The organism is Micromonospora sp. NPDC005291 (assembly GCF_040607415.1).
GTDB lineage: Bacteria > Actinomycetota > Actinomycetes > Mycobacteriales > Micromonosporaceae > Micromonospora.
Window position 1 is genome coordinate 443,856 of sequence record NZ_JBEXGR010000002.1, and the last position, 17,446, is coordinate 461,301.

General features: G+C 66.6%; 9 protein-coding genes. 4 read left to right on the plus strand and 5 right to left on the minus strand.

Going from position 1 to position 17,446, the window contains the following annotated elements:
* Positions 1 to 31: 31 nt before the first annotated feature.
* The 3 genes from ABZT18_RS04200 to ABZT18_RS04210 all read right to left on the minus strand — a co-directional run bounded on the left by ABZT18_RS04200 (position 32) and on the right by ABZT18_RS04210 (position 11,508).
* Entirely contained in the window at positions 32 to 9,034 is a 9,003-nt protein-coding gene (locus ABZT18_RS04200) for a hypothetical protein (protein WP_354992330.1), read from the minus strand.
* On the minus strand, positions 9,034 to 11,301 hold the full coding sequence (locus ABZT18_RS04205) for a hypothetical protein (protein ID WP_354992331.1): 2,268 nt from the start codon (positions 11,299 to 11,301) through the stop codon (positions 9,034 to 9,036). Before ABZT18_RS04205 ends, ABZT18_RS04200 begins: the two co-directional genes overlap by 1 nt.
* Before the next feature lie 72 nt (positions 11,302 to 11,373).
* A complete protein-coding gene (locus ABZT18_RS04210; protein ID WP_354992332.1) occupies positions 11,374 to 11,508 on the minus strand; it encodes a hypothetical protein in 135 nt (44 codons plus the stop codon).
* Positions 11,509 to 11,670: 162 nt separating this feature from the next.
* Here ABZT18_RS04210 and ABZT18_RS04215 point away from each other — a divergent pair, with 162 nt between their 5' ends.
* A complete protein-coding gene (locus ABZT18_RS04215; protein WP_354992333.1) occupies positions 11,671 to 12,255 on the plus strand; it encodes a sigma-70 family RNA polymerase sigma factor in 585 nt (194 codons plus the stop codon).
* Positions 12,256 to 12,299: 44 nt separating this feature from the next.
* Here ABZT18_RS04215 and ABZT18_RS04220 read toward each other — a convergent pair whose 3' ends face one another.
* Positions 12,300 to 12,935, minus strand: a complete 636-nt coding sequence (locus tag ABZT18_RS04220; protein WP_354992334.1) for a response regulator transcription factor — start codon at positions 12,933 to 12,935, stop codon at positions 12,300 to 12,302.
* 259 nt (positions 12,936 to 13,194) lie between these two features.
* Between ABZT18_RS04220 and ABZT18_RS04225 the strand changes: the two genes are divergently transcribed.
* Complete coding sequence (locus ABZT18_RS04225; protein WP_355250401.1) at positions 13,195 to 14,433, plus strand: zf-HC2 domain-containing protein; 1,239 nt, start codon at positions 13,195 to 13,197, stop codon at positions 14,431 to 14,433.
* A gap of 3 nt (positions 14,434 to 14,436) precedes the next feature.
* Here ABZT18_RS04225 and ABZT18_RS04230 read toward each other — a convergent pair whose 3' ends face one another.
* Complete coding sequence (locus ABZT18_RS04230) at positions 14,437 to 15,081, minus strand: hypothetical protein (protein ID WP_354992336.1); 645 nt, start codon at positions 15,079 to 15,081, stop codon at positions 14,437 to 14,439.
* A 142-nt stretch (positions 15,082 to 15,223) separates the two neighbouring features.
* Between ABZT18_RS04230 and ABZT18_RS04235 the strand changes: the two genes are divergently transcribed.
* Both ABZT18_RS04235 and ABZT18_RS04240 read left to right on the plus strand, forming a co-directional pair.
* Entirely contained in the window at positions 15,224 to 15,706 is a 483-nt protein-coding gene (locus tag ABZT18_RS04235; RefSeq protein WP_354992337.1) for a hypothetical protein, read from the plus strand.
* Positions 15,707 to 15,715: 9 nt separating this feature from the next.
* On the plus strand, positions 15,716 to 17,446 hold a 1,731-nt coding region (locus ABZT18_RS04240), incomplete at its 3' end, for a hypothetical protein (RefSeq protein ID WP_354992338.1).

Here is a 17,446-nt window from a genome sequence, read left to right on the forward strand (position 1 = left end):
CCCGCTGCCGCGCCGGCCGCGGGGCGCCCGCTCAGCACTCGTAAACCGCCGCAAGCACCTTCTGGAGGCGGCCGCGTTCGGTGGCATCGGCCATAGAGCCCTTGAGTTCCGCGAGCGCGTCGACCCAGATGTTCTTCTGGCCCGGTTCCAGCCGTCCGCGGTTGGCGGTGATGAAATCCGTCGCGTCGTCGAACTTGCCGGCCTTGATCTGGCCGATGGTCCTGAGCAGAGAAACGGTGAAGTCGAACTGTTTGTGCTCCGCCTCATTCGCGCCCAGTCGGACCGCCTGGACCAGATCGACGAAGTCGCCAGTGGCTCCGGCGGAGTCCTGCGGGTCCTTCAGCTTGCCCGCTTCGTTCAGTCGAGCGACCGCCTGCAGCAGCGCACGCGGCCGCGCTTCCGGCGCGGACTCCGTGAACTGGACCACCACCTCCTCGTGCGGACCGAAGCTCAGCAGGGGTTTGACCAGTGCGACGTTCATGCTGGCTGGGACCCGCTGGGCCATCCTGGTGGCGTGTTCCAGGTGTGCCGCGTTCGCCAGGTCCGGGCGCGACCGCAGCAGGTCGAACCGCTCGCGTACGCTCTGCGCACCCCACACCAGCGCGCCGAACTCCTCGGGTACGGGCTGGACGGTCGGTTGGGTCAGGCCGCGTGCGGCTGTGACCAACGCCGAATCGATCTCCGACCAGGTGGCGTCCGCCCTCTCGGCGGTCGCTGCCGCAGAGGTGGCTCCGCGGACCTTCCAGCTGTTGTCGAAGCTCGCCCCGGAGAGCCCGCCGAAACTCTGTGGCACCTGGTGCACGAGAGCGACGCCGTACGTGCTGAGCAGCTTTGTCAGGCTGAGCTTCCCGACGCTCTTCGAGGTGCCGGACACATCGGCGGCACCCCGGCCACTGGTCACCACGATGGGTGTCTTTCCGGCTTGGGCGAGTTGTTCCAACCGCTCGTTCAGCCACTCGAACACGGGTCGGTCCACCGCACCGTCACGCGCCGTGCCGAGCCATACAAAGTACTGGTTTGAGTTTGAATCCAGGCCTGCGGTGGCCCGGAGGGCTATCGGCGGAGGCACCGCCCGGACACCGGGCACCGAACTGTCACTGAGCAGGTTCGGTATGTCCTCGTACGGCCGCTCGATCCGGGCGAGAGACGTTTGCAGCCACTCCGGCGCCGGGCTGAGGTCGCCGTCGCCCGCACGGAGGCCGTGTAGTGCACCCTCGGGAACATCGCGCCACGGCCACATCGGCTCCAGGACGTCCATGATCTGCTGGAGGTCCGCAGGACGGACCTCCATCTTCGCGCCCGCCGGCTCCATGCCGCTCGGGGGTTGATGATCGGCCGCGCCGATGGAACGCAGCACCTGGTGCGCGTAGAACGCCGGGGACTGACCCCATGCCCAGCCCTCGTCGACTTCAGCCGTCGGTGAAACCACCGGCCTTACGAGGTGCGCCCGCCCGGCATCGACGAACTGCACCTCGACCCGTAGCTGACGGTCGGCCATCGGCAGTTGGTGTCCCGGCTCGTTGAGGTGGGACTGCACCCCCTCCGTCGTCAGCTCCTTGACCTTCGACACCGCGTCCGGGTCTCCGGTCAGGTGCACCCGCAGGACGAAGACCAACTCCTTGTCGCTGCGCACAAGTTCGTACCACACGACGGGGGGAACAGATGCGGGTCTCTTGCCCTTCGGGTCGGCGTGCGCGCCGTCCGGCACCAGGGGCATGTTGGTGATGTCCACCCGGCTCACGCCGGCAGGAGGACGGATCGCGTGCATGCCCGCGTCCGCCTGCCGGAGCAAGCGGTGGAACCGATCGGCGGTTGAGAGAGAAACCGCGGACGGTTTGTCCGGATATGTAGCGCTGGCTCCCGCATAGTCGGGAAATTCCTTGGCGCGGCTCTCTGCCGGTACCACGGCCGCCAGCGCCTCGTCCGGAATTCCCAGCGCCCGGGCGTCGGCCTTGGACACGACGATGTCGGTGTACCCGATCGCCGGGATCTTGCGCACACCACGCTTCCCGGGCCACGCGACCTCGTACTGCAACCGGGCGTGCACGACGAACAGGGCCATGCTCGTACGGAGCCACGCCCGGTGCTCGTTCCAACGCGTCTGATCGGTACCGCGGGTCGTGCCTCGCTGCGTACCGACGGACCCGGTGCCTCCGACCCAGTTGAAGGCATCCGGCGGGGCGGCGACTGTGAGCGCCCCGACCATATTTGACCGCACGTTGTCGGAGGCACCGTGGCCGACGAGATCGGTGCCGTGGTCGTACTTCTCGATCTCCGCCTTCGCCACCCAGTAGATCTCTTCAACCTCGGCGACGCGGGCCTTCACAATGAAGCCCCTGGGTCCAGCGTCGAGGTCCGCAATCGCTGTCGACAGCGATCGGAACCGGGCACCCTCATCCCTGAGCATCGCCCCCAGATTCTTGGGGAACGTCTCGTAGTTGAGTTGATTACTGGTGTCCTTCAACGTCCCGCGGCGGCCGAGGCCGACGGACGAGATTGCCGTGTGCATCGCACCGAGCCCACGTATGGAGAGGACCTGCGCGGTCTCCGGCAGCGTCTGGCTCAGACCGAAATCAGGGCGGGGCCGGTCGGCTCCCAGGGTGGCGGAGCCGCCCGTGGGTTCGCTGACGATGAGCTTAACGGTGACGTCGAAGGGTTGGTCTTTCCGACCCACGCCCACGATCTTCTTCAGTGCTGCCGTCGTGCTGGGTGTGGTCTCCTCGATCGTGCCAAAAAACCTCACGTTCTGGGAGTAGCCGGTCAGGTTGTTGACGCGCGCACCTGCCATCGACAGCAGGTTTGAGCCGTGTGTATCACTGCGGCCGGTAGCCCGGCTGAATCCGCCTTGTACGGAAGCAGCCACGAACCCGAAGTCGAACCCGGCCGCCGTGTCGCCCTCTTCGGGCTGAGACGGCTGGCCCATCCCGCCAGAACTGCCGACCAGAGCGTTCGCGCTGGTGAAGCGGCGGGTTTCGTTGAGCGCGTCGTTTGCCCGGGTGTAGGACTTGGTGCCGCTACCGCTGTCATGACTGCCCGAGGCCTGGCCCACTTGTTCAGCCCTCAACGTTATCTGGAACGTTCGTCGATCGTCATCGACGTAGGACTGGGACATGCCACCGTCGAGCGCCTTGCCCATAAAGGGATTCACGATGGCGGGCACCGTCTTGACGTAGTTGGCGAGCCCGGAGGATTTGAACGGCTCCGCCGCCTTCGCCAACGCCTTGACCAGAGGAGCAACGCCTGTCTGCTCGTTGCCACCACTGAGCAGCATCTGCCACACCGTCACCCCGTGGGACGAGTGCCTTTGACCACTCGACGACCTCACCGCACTCGTCAGGGTGGCCGCCGGCGGCGCGGTCGATTTCGCTTCTGCTATCTGCTCGGCAATCAGCTCGGCGTTGTTGAAGAGACTGGCGTGCGGGATAACGTCCGTCGTCTTCATGTTCAACAGCACCTCGCCCGCCACCCATTTTGCAGTTTTGCCCACCTGGATCCGATGGACTACCGCGGAACGGACGATCACAGCCGAGGCGTCCTGGAAAAGGCCCGAATACTTACCCACCGTGTTCGACTTGACGGCCGCCTTTCCTCTCCCCTTCACCCGGGCAGCGGCGCCGGTTCCGATCACCAACTCACTGTTTCCAGCGTCGCTCCTCGGGGCGTCTTCGATAACGGGTTTCAAGCCGCTCTTTCCGATGAATCCGCCGGCCCCGCCCCCCGCCTGCCACAGGTTATCGGCACCGGACTCCTTGCCAGCCTGGGCCTCGGTCACCTGCTGCGAGTAGGGCTTCCACACTTTCACGATCTCTGGAGTCCCCACCAGTGCGGCGGTCAGCCCCGCCGCCTCGTCGCCGACCGGTATCGCCACGCTCGCCCCCGTCAACGCCCTGAGCAAGAAGCCCTTGTAGGCCTGCCGGCTCAACGCATTCGACAGAAACGCCTCCAACTGCTGCGCCCGTACCTCCGGATCTGGCCCCAGTTTTTCCTGAGCCCGAGCGAACCGCCCGCGCACCCCGTCCGAAAATGCCCGACTGCGCTCGTCCGCGATCGCCTGCGCCATTGCGGACTGCAACCTCTCCGCACCAAAGGTTCCGAGTACGGTGTAGGCGGTGGCGTCTATTCTGGTTATCGGAGACTGCGCATTCGGATCTTTCATGACACGCTCCATGAATTCAACCGACAGGTTCTCGGTGGTCATCGGTGGAACGTTGCCCGAGCCGGGTTCGATGACGAGCCTGCCCAAGCCTTTGGCATCTCCGGTGTCGTTGAGTTTGTCGGGCTGCAGGATGAATGCCTTTCCGACAACTGTGTTGGATACTGCGCCGTCGGCGGCATCACCTGCGGGTTTGACCGTCCAGTGCCACCGAATGTCCGCCTCGAACCTCCGGCTTTTCATCTTTTGGCCGTCGGTGTCGGAGAGCACCGAACTGGACTGCGTCCGTCCGACGTTCTCGGACTCTCTGGAGCCATACTGGGCGTTCAATGTGCCCTGCATCGAAGCGCCGCCTGCGCTCCCGCCGGCGCCGGCGAACAATCCACCTTCCCGGGCCGAGACCTTGGCATCCTTGAGGGTGGTCGTCTCCGTATTCATGTGACCGTACTGCAGCTCGTAAGCGGTCTGCTTATCGTAAGAGGAGCGGAGGATTTCCGCCGTCAGGGTAACGGTGAGGGCTTTTTCCATGCGGATCGACGAATCGGGATGCCTGAAGATCCAGACGATACCGCGGCCGTTCAGCTGGGAGTCCAATACATCGTCCGCCCTGGACAGGAGATTGTCCTCCGCCAGCTCACGAATGAGCGTCTGCCAGTTTTGATAGTCCAGGCCGGGATTATTCTGCAGCGCGCCGGTTACCGGCATCTTCTGCAAGATGCCCCACGGCGTTGTGGCTCCGCCACGTGCGGTGGTCGCCACCTTGGGAAGGTGCCCTCCCTTGACCAAATGCGGGACGATCGCGTTATAGAGACCTTCAACGCCTTCCAGACGATCGACGACGTCCATCGTCAGGCCCCAGCCGGCGCCAGGGGTCCACCAGTGGGGAGCCGGGGTCTCCGTCGTCTTCTCCGACTTACTCGCGGCAGCGGCGATCTCGTCGGGCTTGGGCTTACTGGACGAAGGCGTGGGGGCGCTGGGGGTGCTCACCTTCTTGAGGTTGTCCTCATGCACCAGGACGTGCGCGAAGCCCGACAGATTCTCGTGGCCCTCGTAGTGCACGTGACCAGGACGACCTGCCATCAGGTCCTTGTCGCGGTGATGGTGAATTCTCAGCTCTAGGTCGAAGTCGATCGACGCCACCTGCAGGTTGTTGACGACCCGAACGGCGCGGGTGGTGAAGGTCCGTCTCTGCTGGCTGAACTGGCCGGATTTATGGCCGAAGGGCTTCTGGATGCGCCCGCCGAGCCGAGCCACCCGAGAACTCCAGAGCCGCGCGGACTCGTTCGCCGTCACACGGTGCGTGGAGTCGTTGTTTTGAGTGACCTGGGTCCTGAGCACGGAGGCCACCACCCGGTCGATCCGGGTCTCCCCGCTTCTGCTCACCTGACTGATCTTGGTGAGGCTCGTGATCGGCTTATTGTCCTTGGCACCGAGGCTCAGGCTGAGGCGACGACCGTTGCTCTCGAGTAGCACCCGGAACGTCTGCTGGTAGCCGCGGTCGCCCTTGGGACGCAGGAGATTCTGGAAGTTCAGGGCAAGCTCATCGTTAGACAGGTATCGCTCAAGGTGCGTTTTCCAGAAGGCGTAATCCGCAGGCGTGAGAATTTTCCGGACGGAGGCGATCACCTGATCCGCGAGTTGGATGCGGGTGACAGCATGATCCATGCTCCACACCTCGAAATCACTTGGATCACTGATCGGGATTGTTTTCCCGTAATCCGCGTCAGTCTTCGCTTTCAGCTCATCGCTTTCACTCTGCTCTTTCGAGTAGGGCAGATGGAACTCCGGCACCGCGTATCGAATTTTATTCATGACCGGCGTCCCCTCGCTGTCCGTGAAGATGCGCTGGATCCACCGCCCGCCCTCTTCATCCCCGGTGAGGGTGCCCTCCCGAACCTTGTTGACCACGGCCGGCACACCCGCGAACTCGGACGCGGCGTCGCGCTTGCGGTGGTACGTCCTGCGCTCCTGAACGCGCAGCGCCCAGTTCACATCAAGGGTCACCCATCCCATGTTCTCCTTGATTCGGACTTGCTGGTACTTGGCCTTGGTGGTGCTGCTGAGAGCCCGCTTCCCCGAACCGCCGCTGTGACCATAGGTCACCGTCGTGTCGGACCGTACGCCCAACAGGTATCGATGGGCTGGACCGATGTCGTAGAAAATTGACCGCGTCTGCGTCTCCGAATTTGCCGATTCGGAATAGCCGTAGGTACGGCCTTCCAGCGCGCCCTGGAACAGGCCGCTCCTGTTCGGAAGGCTTTCTGGCTCGACCTCCGGTTCCCGAATCGGAATCGCCCAGAGTCGGATATCATAGATCCTGCCATCGACGGTAATCTCCAGCGGTGTGCCATCATCGAGCGCCTGACCAAAAAGAGACGTGATCTTACGCGCGACGACATCCTCGGTGATCTGATTACCGCTGAACGGCACAGACTGGTTGACCCAAGCGGTCAAGTCGGATACGAACGGACCCAATTCGATAGTGTGGAAAGCGGTCACCATCCCGCTGTAATCCCGACCTCCGCCCCCCATCTCCGGCCTGGGGCCGGGCTTGTCCGAGCCGGGCCGCCACTCCTTGAGCGCGTTGTTGGTGAGATCCTGCCGGATCTGTCGATGATTGAATGGTTGGTCGACGCCGCCGACGCGCAAGGAGGATTCGGGACGCGTCAGGACAGCGAGGTCCCGCAGCACGTCCGGGGTCACCTCGTCACGGCCCAGCAGTTCCCGCGCCATTTGCTGGTAGTGGAACACGCCCATGGCGGTGTAGCGGCGATCCCACGATTTGGTGTAGAGCCGGCGCCGGGTCGCGACCAGTCGTTTGAGGTCCTCGTCAGAGACGCTCACCGGGGGGCTCGCCGCCTCCAGCAAGGCGCGAAGTGCCTTCACCTCCCGGTTGCGGTCTTGCTCCGAGTCACCGTTTTCCAGCTTTCCCGTGATCCGTTTCGTGTGCGCGGCGGAGACAGGTTGCGTTACCTTGCCAAGTCCCGACGAACTTCCGGCGCGGGAGATCAGCCGTCTCGGCAAGAGAGGCTTTTCCTCCCACCAGGTTCGCCGAGCATTCCTCTCCTCGGCGATGCGCCCCACGTCCCGCAAGTTCAAGGAGGCATCGCCACCCAGCTTGCCACGAATCAACTCCTCCAACACGTCCAGCGGCAGGGGGCCAGGCGGAAGACTGTCTAAATGCGTTTTCGCGTAACGAGGCTGGGCCCAGTCGAGGAAAACGTTCGAATCCCGGATTACTGTTTCGTACTGCGCCCCGGTGAGGTTCGGTACATTGTCGAGCAGGTGCAGAGCTAGCCTCAGCAGCTCGTGCCTTCGATCATCGGTCGCCTCGGGTTTTACACCATTGATATATCTCGCTACTTTACGCTCAATGCTGCCCCTCACGCCCGTCCGCTTCCGCGTCCCTTCGAGGTCTTGCTTGAGAGTGGCGTAGCCGTGCCGTCGGCGCAGTGATTCCAGCCCTAAAGGTTCGCCCTCGGTGCGATTTTCGTACGCCTCCTTGGCATACGCCTTCAGCGTCGCCATATGCTCTTCGGTGACCTGAGCCGCCGATGGCTCGAGAATCGTCCGGACCATCGGGATAAACTGGTGGCGCGCGGCAGCCGTCGATGGCGTGGGGGGCATCCGTGTCAGTGGTATGGATTCACCGTGGCCCGCCTCGGCAGGATAAATGTCCTGCTCGACGCTCGGTCGGCTACTGCCTGTTCCCTGCCTAGCAGCGTCTAGCGCCTGGATCTCGACCCAAAAATCACGGTGCAAAACGCTTCGGAGCAAGTATGCGGCTCGTGTCTCCGGGTCAACCGTTCCGCTCGCCTTTTTCTCGAACGACCGGGCGGCGTTTTCACCTTCTTGCTGCCACTTCTGCAGCGTGCTGTGATCCGCCTCGAAGATGACATCGGTGACAGGTCTGTTCGGCAACTCCCGGGCTTTTCGGGCGTCCGCGAACTCCTCACGTAGGCCTTCGATGTAGCTGTCCAACTCCTTGAAGCCTTTGTCGTCAGGCGACACCTTCGGGCCGTCGAGCTTCCCTCTGATGGCCAGGGCCACGCCATCGAGCCAGGCTAGTTCCCGCTCCGACAGCGCGGGGTCCGGAAGTGATACCGAGATGGAGTCCGGACGCCGAGGCAGCGGCGCCGATGCCTCCAAGCCCCATGGGTGCATCCTCACGGACACTTCGTATGTGCGTTCGGAGGCAGTGGCGGTGACCTTCGCCTGCTGCCACTTTGCGAGACCGTCAAGATGCGACATCAACTCGGCGTAGGTTTTGACGGCCACCGGCGCGCCGAGCGCGGACGGCGGGTCCGCAGCCCATGGCGGCAGCGCGACGGCCACCGCACGCGGTGCGCCGATCTCGACGTTGTCGGCCGCCAGTCGCAGTTGACCGCGCATCGGCTCATAGCCGCTGGCTGCCTGACTATCCACAGCTGCGGTGAGGTCTGCCAGCAGATGCCTCTGAGGTATCAGCCGGACACCGGTCGCGGAAGCCGAACTGGTGACGCTGCGCTCGGTGGTGATGGGTAGAAACCGGTCGTCGGCCGGATCGACCAGATCGGCCCGTTCCGGCAGATCGAGGTACACGCCGAAGTGGTCGACGGCGGACAACGCCGCCTCGCGGCTGATGATTTTACTGAATTCCGGGGGAAGGCTTACCGACAGGCGAGCGACAGTCGACGGCCCCTGGAGCCGTAATGCCGCTCGCACACTCGCCGCGCCCAGTGCGTCCTGGTGCATGTGTGCCTGCACCAAGCCGGCGATTGGCTGCACACCTCGAACGTGGGGGGGCACGTCCGTAGGGGTGCGTTCGAGCCTGAGGTAGATGCCGGAAGCGACCGGCGTGAAACCGTGGAAGCAGATTGGCGGAGTGAAGGAGCCGGGCATCAGACACCAGCCTTATCGTGACATGCGGCCATGAATTCCCGTATGCTCCTCAGCTCCGCTTTGCCCTCCGGAAACATCGGCACAAAGACATTACTGATCATGAAATGCCAGAAGACGCGATCAGTGCCGGTGAGACAGTCAGTGGCCTTCAGCCGCTCGCGCCAATCGGTTGGGGCCCCCCCGACACGTTCGAAATCGGCGATCACCGCCACCATGGCGGCGTGTGCGCGAAAGATCTCGGGCTGGCCCGGACGGCGGGCCGCCCGCTCCTCCTCAAGTTCCCCCTTGGCTCTCACCACCGCCAGCACGCCAGCGAGGTCAACCTTCGTTATTTCGGGATTTCTCGTGGCCTGCAGCAATTCCCGCAACCACAGGAGGCCCGTCACATAGTCGCCGACCGCTTGGCCGAGGCGGGCCGCGTCCAGGGGGCGCGAGGTGAGATAACCGAGGAACAAACTGGAGTCGGCCGTCTGGGTGTGGGGTTCAATCGCATCCATGAGCGAGGCGTGCTGCGGTTCCAACGGACGCTTACCGCCAAGTTCCGGGTCTTCCTTCGCCCGCAACCCCTGCTCGATCAAGGCCCGGTGCGCCTCCAAGGTCAGATTCGGCCGGTAGAAGGGGTGGTCTTTGACCTGCCCGATGCCATACCGGGACGGCCGCTCGCCGTCGGCCACGCTCACTGACCCCAGATGAGTCAACTCCCGCACGACCTCACGCGTGAGCAGCTCGGACGAGTGCTGCTCCAGGTATGACTCGACGCCTTTCCACGTCGGCTGGTTGATGAGACCTGCCACCAATTCCGAGGGACCAGCTTTTGGCTTGTCGGCAAGCGCCACGGCTCGCGCCAACGCACCTCCGGTGAGGCTCTGGTATTGCTCCGGGTAGCTCGACCGGGGCCCCTCCACAGCCCAGAACCTCTCGAAGCCAAGCATCGTCGGTTGCACCGATGACCGGCCGTGCTGGTTGACAACGATCGATTTCAGTTGGTCGTTGTCCTCCGTGGCGACGACCACCCTGAGGGCGGGGTTCTTCTCCAAGAGGTGATGCAGGCTGTTGGCGGTGAGTTCGTCCAGAGTGGATCCGTGCTTGGACCGTGCGCCGCGGCGGACGTTGACCAGGACGATCGGGCCGCCAGGGCGGCCGAGTTGCCGCATGATCTCCTTGGTCGCGGCGTACGGCCCGTCCGGGCCGAGCAAAATGGTGTCGCCGCTTCGTCGGGCGTTGGCCGACAGCCGCGGCGTCCACGTCGGCTCGGGCGGCAGTTCCGGCCGGTACGGCAATCCCTTCGGCCCGACGAGCACGAATTCGCTGTGCGGGTCCTCCAGGCTGGCTGCTCTCTCGTCGACGGCCCCGTCCAGGACCACCGAAGCGACCGGCTGCGTTCCGTTCGCCCACCCCAGCCTCCCGGCGTGGTCCTTCACCATCCAGAGCGACCCCGACGTACGACTCTCGGAAGAAGCGTGAACCAGTGCGGCGGACGCCCGACCCGACGTGAACTCCCGCAGCACGTTCGCCAGAGGCATGGGCCTCGGCTCCCAGCCGAGAGCGGCGTTCAGGCCCGATCGAGACAGTGGACTCGGGGAGGCGAGCAGTTCCACGAGGGGCAGCTGTGGCAGGTCGCCGAAGGTCGCGTAGTACACGCCGGCCAGAGGCGTGAGATCGCCCGCTACGAAGCCGTCGCCGCCGGCTGTCGGGCTCCCACCGGCCGCGGAATAGCTGGCCAGCTTGGCCACGGACGGTGGTTGGGTCCCCGTGGCCAACTCGGCAAGCTTTTGGCGGTTCGCCACCAGCGCGTCGGGCAGCAGGCGGTAGGCGGTAGCTGACCTACCGGTCGTACCAGGTCCTGTCGATTCGATCGGCACGAGACGGGCCTCCAGGACCGTCGGCACACCCCCCTCGACGGCACCTCCCGGCACGCCCATCACGATGCCCAACCGGTCCTGCAGCCTGACGGCGCCGGTCAGATCCAGGAGCCCGAAGGTCTTGGACGAGAACGGGACCACCACCAACTGGCCATCGGCGGCTACCAGATCGTGTAGATAGGCACCAAGGCTTTCAGAGGGTTGGTCGGGAATGATCAACGCGACCCCAGCTGGCGGCCTGGTCTGCCTGGCCAGGTCGTACACCCGACTGTCGATCACCCTCGAGCCCGAGTTATTCCCGTCTATGACTGTGCCGGAGGGCGACCGTCTCGGCTCATTTTGGTACACGAACACGCCGAGCCCGGCCAGGGTGAACCATTCAGGGCAGTCCGCCAGCACTTCCACGCCGCACCTCTTCCACTCCGCCGGTCATGGTCGACGGTCGTCCTGTCACAGGGACGCCAGCAAGTCCTCTCTTCACACGACACCCAGCACGGCCGGCCCGGCCTCCGGGTCGTCGTAGTCGAAGAGCCGGGCGACCATCACACGTTCGCCGCCGCCCGCGGCCCACAACAGGGCTCCGCCGAAGAGTGCCGCCAAAGGCTGCGGCATGGGGCGGCTCGGTCGGATGTCCCTTGAGGTCGGCCGCACTATCACAGCTGCCGGCATATAACAATGATCCCCGATGGGGACGTTGCGGAAGTCCTGTGCAAGAGTCTCAGTGTGGTTGAAGGCTCAACTGATCCCCCGGGGCTGCCGGAGCCGGTTTCCTCCATGCCCGCGGCGGCCCCCTCCGCGCAGGCTTCGGAGGCGGACGAGGCCGCTCTGCGCCACCTTCAGCAGGTCCACGGTCCGGTGCTGCTCAGCTTCCTGACCCGGTTGACCCGCGGCGACGTACGCCGGGCCGAGGACATCGTCCAGGAGACGCTGCTACGTGCCTGGCGTGATCCGGAGGCCCGCAACGCCGACGGCCGGTGGAGCCGGGCGTCGATCTTCACGATCGCGAAGCGGATCCTCATCGACCAGGTCCCGGCGACCGAGGCCCGCCCCAGCGGGGTGTCCGACGAATACATCGAGGCCCACGCTCACACCGGCGGCGATCCCATCGAGCAAACGCTGGACGCCGCCGAGGTGCGGGCGGCGCTGGCCGCACTGCCGGAGCGGCTGCGGATCACGCTTGTCGAGATCTACTTCCAGGAAAGGTCGGTGGCCGAGGTCGCCGAGGTCCTGGACGTGCCGCCGGGAACGGTGAAGTCACGCACTTCCTACGCTCTGCGGGCATTGCGCGAGGCACTGGCCGGACGCGAATTCGACATTCGGGAACCGCCGGCGGAACGCGGCCGTCCGCGTAGGGCATGACACTCTGCCCCCGCGGAACGAGCAGCCCTACGCCCAGCGCGCGCTCAGGCCGCGGTGCGGCTCAGCCGGCGAGGGTGGCTGAAGTGGCCCAGTTCGATCGCCATCCGGGTCAGCTCCGCCTTGTTGCTGACGTTCAGTTTCGCGCGGATCCGCTTCGCGTACGTGTTGACCGTCGCCTGCGAGAGGCCCATGCGGGTCGCGATCTGCGCGTGCGTGAAGCCGGAGGCGATCAACCGCAGCGTCTCGACCTCCCGCGGTGCCAGCCCGTTCTGCTCCTCGCCCCCGCCGCGCGCGAGCTCGCCCTGAAACTGATCGACCAGCCGCGGGCAGATGTAGAAGCCACCGCGGATGATCACCCGCACCGCCTCCCGCACGTCACGCTGCTCGGTAAGGCTGCTGAAACAACCCCGCGCCCCGGCCCGGACGGCGGCCAGCAGGCTCGGTGACCGGTGCCACGCCGCGCTCACCAGCGGCCGGCCCACCGTGGCCGCCCTCGCGATGTTGTCCGTCCCGCCTGACGGCAGCTCCAGCACCACCGCGTCGAACGTCTGACCGCCGGCCAGCAGCTCGTCCACGTTCGCCATGGTGGCCGCGACGCGCAGACCGCCATCGTCGGAGGCCAGCTTTTCCAGGCCGGCCCGGGAGATGGGCTGATCGGAGACGATGGCCACTGTCAACACCGGGCTCCTCCAAGCTGTCGGGCCCGTGTTCACGGGCGCCACTGAGACGGATGCCGGCCCCGCCCGGTTCACGAACCGCGGAAATCCGCTGGCGTCCCGGTTGGTCGCGGTGGCGATGCCCCCCGATGAGGGACTTTCCCTTGCCGTACGGATCAAGGATGCTCATCTGGTGTCTCGCGGCGCCCCGGCGTTCGGCGAGGATGGGTAGGGAGCCCGGCGAGGGCTCTGACCAGCGGAAGCGGACCGGGGATTGATATCTGTGGCGGACGGCACCGAGCACGTCGAGGAGTTGCTCGGGCTCTACTACCTCGACCAGCTCGACGCGGCCTCGGCCCAACGGGTGCGCTCCCACCTCGACGCGTGCGCGACCTGCCGCGACGAGGCGGCGCAGGTCTGCGAGATGCTCGGGGCGATGGCCCTGCTCCTCGACGACCGGGAAGAGCTGGCCAGCATGTACGGCGCGCTCGGCACGTCGGTGCCCCCCGCGTTCCCGGCCCGGTTCACGCCGATCGAGGAGCCCGAGGAGCCGCGGTCCAGGATCGGCTGGCCGCACCGATCCCGCCGGCCCGACCGCCACCGCCCCACGGAGTCCGCAGCCGTGACTGATGCACCGGCGCCCGAACCGGCTCCGTCCGCTCCGGCGACGCGCACCGCCGTGGCGCCGGCCATGCAAGCTCCCGCGCCCACGTTGCCGCCCGCCGCGCCTGTCCTGCCGGATGCGCCGCCCGCCGCGCCCGCTGCTGCGCCCGCCGCGCCCGCTGCTGCGCCCGCCGCGCCGGCTCCTGTGCACGCCAGGCCAGCTGCTGTGCCCGCTGCCGCGCCGGCCCTGCCAGCCGTATCGCTCGCGGTGCCGACCGTCGCACCTGTCGTGCCGGCCGTCGCGCCTGCGGTTGCCGCCGCGCTGGCTGCCGCACCGGTGAGGTCGAAGATCGCACCGGAGTTGCGCACCAAGCCCGTGAAGAGGCCGGCACCGTCGACCGTGCCTGCTCCGATGCCCGTGTCCACCCAACCGGCTGGGGAAACGCGACCGGACCGGCGTACGCGACCTCTCACTGTTTCGATCGGGATGCTGGCCGCGACCGTCACACTCGGCGGAACCGCCGCGACAATGCTCCTGCGCGAGCACAACGGCGAGCCCAGCACGCCGACGGCCCAGGCCGCCGTGAGCGCGGCGGCCTCGACGACCGACGTGGACAGCGGGGTGCGGATGACGGTGGCGCTGACCGCGAAGGACGGGTCGACCGAGGTGCGCGCGAAGCTGACCGGTCTGACCAAGGGGACCGGTTACCGGCTGTACGGCTACGGTCCGGACGACAACCGGTGGGCGGTCGTGAACTGGACCGGCGGGGCGGGCAAGGAGCAGGAGGTGTCCGGCACGGTACCCGCCGCGATCGCCGGCATCTCGCACGTGGCGGTGCTGCGCAACGACCGCAAGATCGTGGTGACCGTGTCCTTCTCGCACGACGCCGAAGCTGAGATCGACCCCAACGGCGGCTGAGGCTCAGGCGGTGCTGGTGCCGTCCGGGACGGTGGAGTTGACGTCCGCGCCGGCGTAGATCTGGGCGGCGTTGTTGAGCCTGCCGACGAACTCACCGACCAACTCGAGCACGCCGCCGCAGCCCTGCAGCAGTTGGAACTGGCTGTACTGCATCTCCGCGGTCTGTTCCGGGTGCGGGTCCTTGTACGGAGCGTAGTAGCCGCCGCCGTCGTCGTAGGCGCCGATCCACTTGACGTTCGGGTTGAGCGGGACCCCCTGGTGGTCGATGGCGACCGTGTCCGACTCCTTGCCGGCCCAGAAGATCCAGCTCGACCTGGCGATCGCGGTGTCGCGGAAGTGCTCGAAGTCGGCGATCTGGCCCGCCGTCGCCTGGAGAATCGTCGTCTGGGCGTCGTACATCTGGCCGGGGCTGACGTCGTAGCTGCGCAGGTCCGGTTCGCCCGGGTCGCCCGTGGGCGCGTTCGGGTCGGGCAGCAGGTTGCCGTGCTCGTCAACCGGCTTACCCTCGTTGTTGGTGTAGCCTCCCTGGCCGTCCGAGGTGGGGGCCTCGAAGCCGATGAGGTCCTCGTTCTTCCCGCTGACGTGACGGCCGGTCGGCCATTCCTGGGTCAGATCGACCGGCACGACAGAGGTTTTGGGATCGCTCATGCCTATACCCTGCGCGCGCGTCGGGGTGGCGGCAACGTCCCTCTTGGTACGACCCACCGGCGCCGGAACGGGGTCTGGGACGCTGCCCTGCCGCGTGGCTACGGTCGGGCTGGGAGGGTGAAGTCCAACCTACGGAGCGTGCATGGTGAGTGACAGTGCGACCAACTACGACGCCTCCGCGGTGCGGATCAACGTGGATATGTACTACATGCACCGGTCCGCGAGCGTCTACCTGGCTTCGTTGATCACCAACCTGCAGGACGACTGGCGAGAGATCGGCAACACCTGGGACCAGCTCAAGATCGGTTGGCTCGGGGAGAGTTCCGAGGCGGCCGACGCGTTCAACGAGCGCCTCAAAGACGTGCAGAACCGCCTGTTCGGCACCCCCGACCCGGCCGACACCACCAAAGTGGAGACGCCGGGCATCCTCGACCGGGTCCGCTACGGCGCCGTGGTGGCGGCAGCGAACTACAACGCCGCCGAGCACGCCGTGACAGACATGTTCGACGCTTTCGTCCACGCCATCGCCGGCGAGGGCGACGGGGCGCCGCAGGACAGCACGATGCCGCCGATCACCGTGGACTACAACACCAACCCGTACCCCACGCCGAAAACCGACGGCTGACGACGCACCGTGGCGAAGCAGTATGACGGGCGCGCGAACCCTGAGGAGCTGCGCAAGCTCGCGGCCGACTGGCGTGCACAGGCCGATCGACTGGAGTCGCTCGGCGGCACGGTGATGTCGGCCTACAACGGCATCGAGTGGTTCGGGTTCGCATACTTCTCGGCGACGGCCGCGGCGAACGCGGTGAACGTCAAGCTGCGCAAGATGGCCGAGGCGGCGCGGGAGTTCGCGGACTTCCTCGACGAGTACGCCAGCAAGGTCGAGGAGCAGATCAAGCGGGAGAGGGCGGCCGGGATCGTCCAAATCGTGCTGGCCATCCTCGGTCTGCTCACGATCGGCCTCGCGTTCGTGCTGGCACCCATGCTCGCCGCCCTGTCAAGCCTGCTCGCCGGCCTGCTGCCGGCCATGAGCGCAGTGGCCGGCCGGATCGCCACCATGGTGATCGACTTGGCGCTGGGCTTCCTGACGTTCGGTTCCATGCAGGTCGCGATGGAGTTCGGCACCCGGGGCATCGTCTACGGGGCGATGGGCCTGCCGATGGAGGTGGGCTCGGAGGTGCTGCTGAACGTCCTACTCGCGGGCGGGCTGGGCGGTCTGTTCTCGATCCGGGGCGTCAACTCGGTACCGCGGATGGGTTCCCGCGGCGCCACTCCCCCGCCGGTCCCGAAGATGCAGGCGCCGCCGAAGGCGTCGACGACCACCAGCCCGGACGGCACCGGCGTGCAGCTCAACAGCCCGGCGCCGGTCAAGGGCGCGGACATCACCAACACACCCCGCGTCAACGACACCACGCCGGCGGTGAGCGCCAGCGACATCACGGCCGCGCCGGTGATGCCGACCGGCAGCCACCCCGCACCGACCGTATCGGCCTCGTCCGCCGGCGACGCACGCCGTCTGGCGGTCGGTGCGCCGGGCGGCACCAAGTCGGTGAGCGCGTCCACCCAGCAGACCACCGGCCACGTCAACCAGCCGCTCGGCGCACCGCACCCCACCACGACGACGGCCGCACGACAGGGCGGCATGCGCGGCGACGGGCTGCGGATGGCGAACCTCGACCGCACCGTTTCCCCCACCGGCGCGCGCGGCGACTTTTCCCCGCAGGTCAACACCCCGGCGTCGAACGTCGTCCACCAGCCGCCCCAGCCCACCGTGACCGAGCGGGGCCTGGTCGGGACGGCCAAGGGTCGTGCCACCCCTCCGGAGTTGTCGGCCACCGGCCCGACGATCCACGCCACCAAGTCGACCGGCCCGGCCACCGTGCCGCACGGACCGTCGCTGCCGCCCGCCATGCGCCCCGGCGGCCTGCCCGAGACGTCGGTGCTGAACAGCGGCAACCACCTGATGCCGCCGATCAGCCGGCCCGGCGTCGCGGACCACATGCCCGCCATCTCCACCTCGCACACCGTCGCGCCGCACGGGCCCGGGCGCGTGCTCGACGAAACCGCCACCACCGCCACACATCCGACCCCCCAGCAACTACGCGACCAACACGTCAAGGTCTTCGACACACCCCGCGACACCACCGCCGGCCCCGTCGCCCCTCCCCGTACCGCCGACATCGCGGCACCACAGCACACCGTCGCGCCGTCCGCCCCCCGCGGCCCCGGGCGCATGCTCGACGAAACCGCCACCACCGCCACACACCCGACCCCCCAGCAACTACGCGACCAACACGTCAAGGTCTTCGACACACCCCGCGACACCACCGCCGGCCCCGTCGCCCCTCCCCGTACCGCCGAC

Excerpts from the sequence above, each read along its gene's own strand:
- ABZT18_RS04215 (WP_354992333.1), top strand. The coding sequence starts at position 11,671 with ATGCCCGCGGCGGCCCCCTCCGCGCAGGCTTCGGAGGCGGACGAGGCC.
- ABZT18_RS04235 (WP_354992337.1), top strand. The coding sequence starts at position 15,224 with ATGGTGAGTGACAGTGCGACCAACTACGACGCCTCCGCGGTGCGGATC.
- ABZT18_RS04210 (WP_354992332.1), bottom strand. The coding sequence starts at position 11,508 with ATGCCGCAGCCTTTGGCGGCACTCTTCGGCGGAGCCCTGTTGTGGGCC.
- ABZT18_RS04200 (WP_354992330.1), bottom strand. The coding sequence starts at position 9,034 with ATGCCCGGCTCCTTCACTCCGCCAATCTGCTTCCACGGTTTCACGCCG.
- ABZT18_RS04230 (WP_354992336.1), bottom strand. The coding sequence starts at position 15,081 with ATGAGCGATCCCAAAACCTCTGTCGTGCCGGTCGATCTGACCCAGGAA.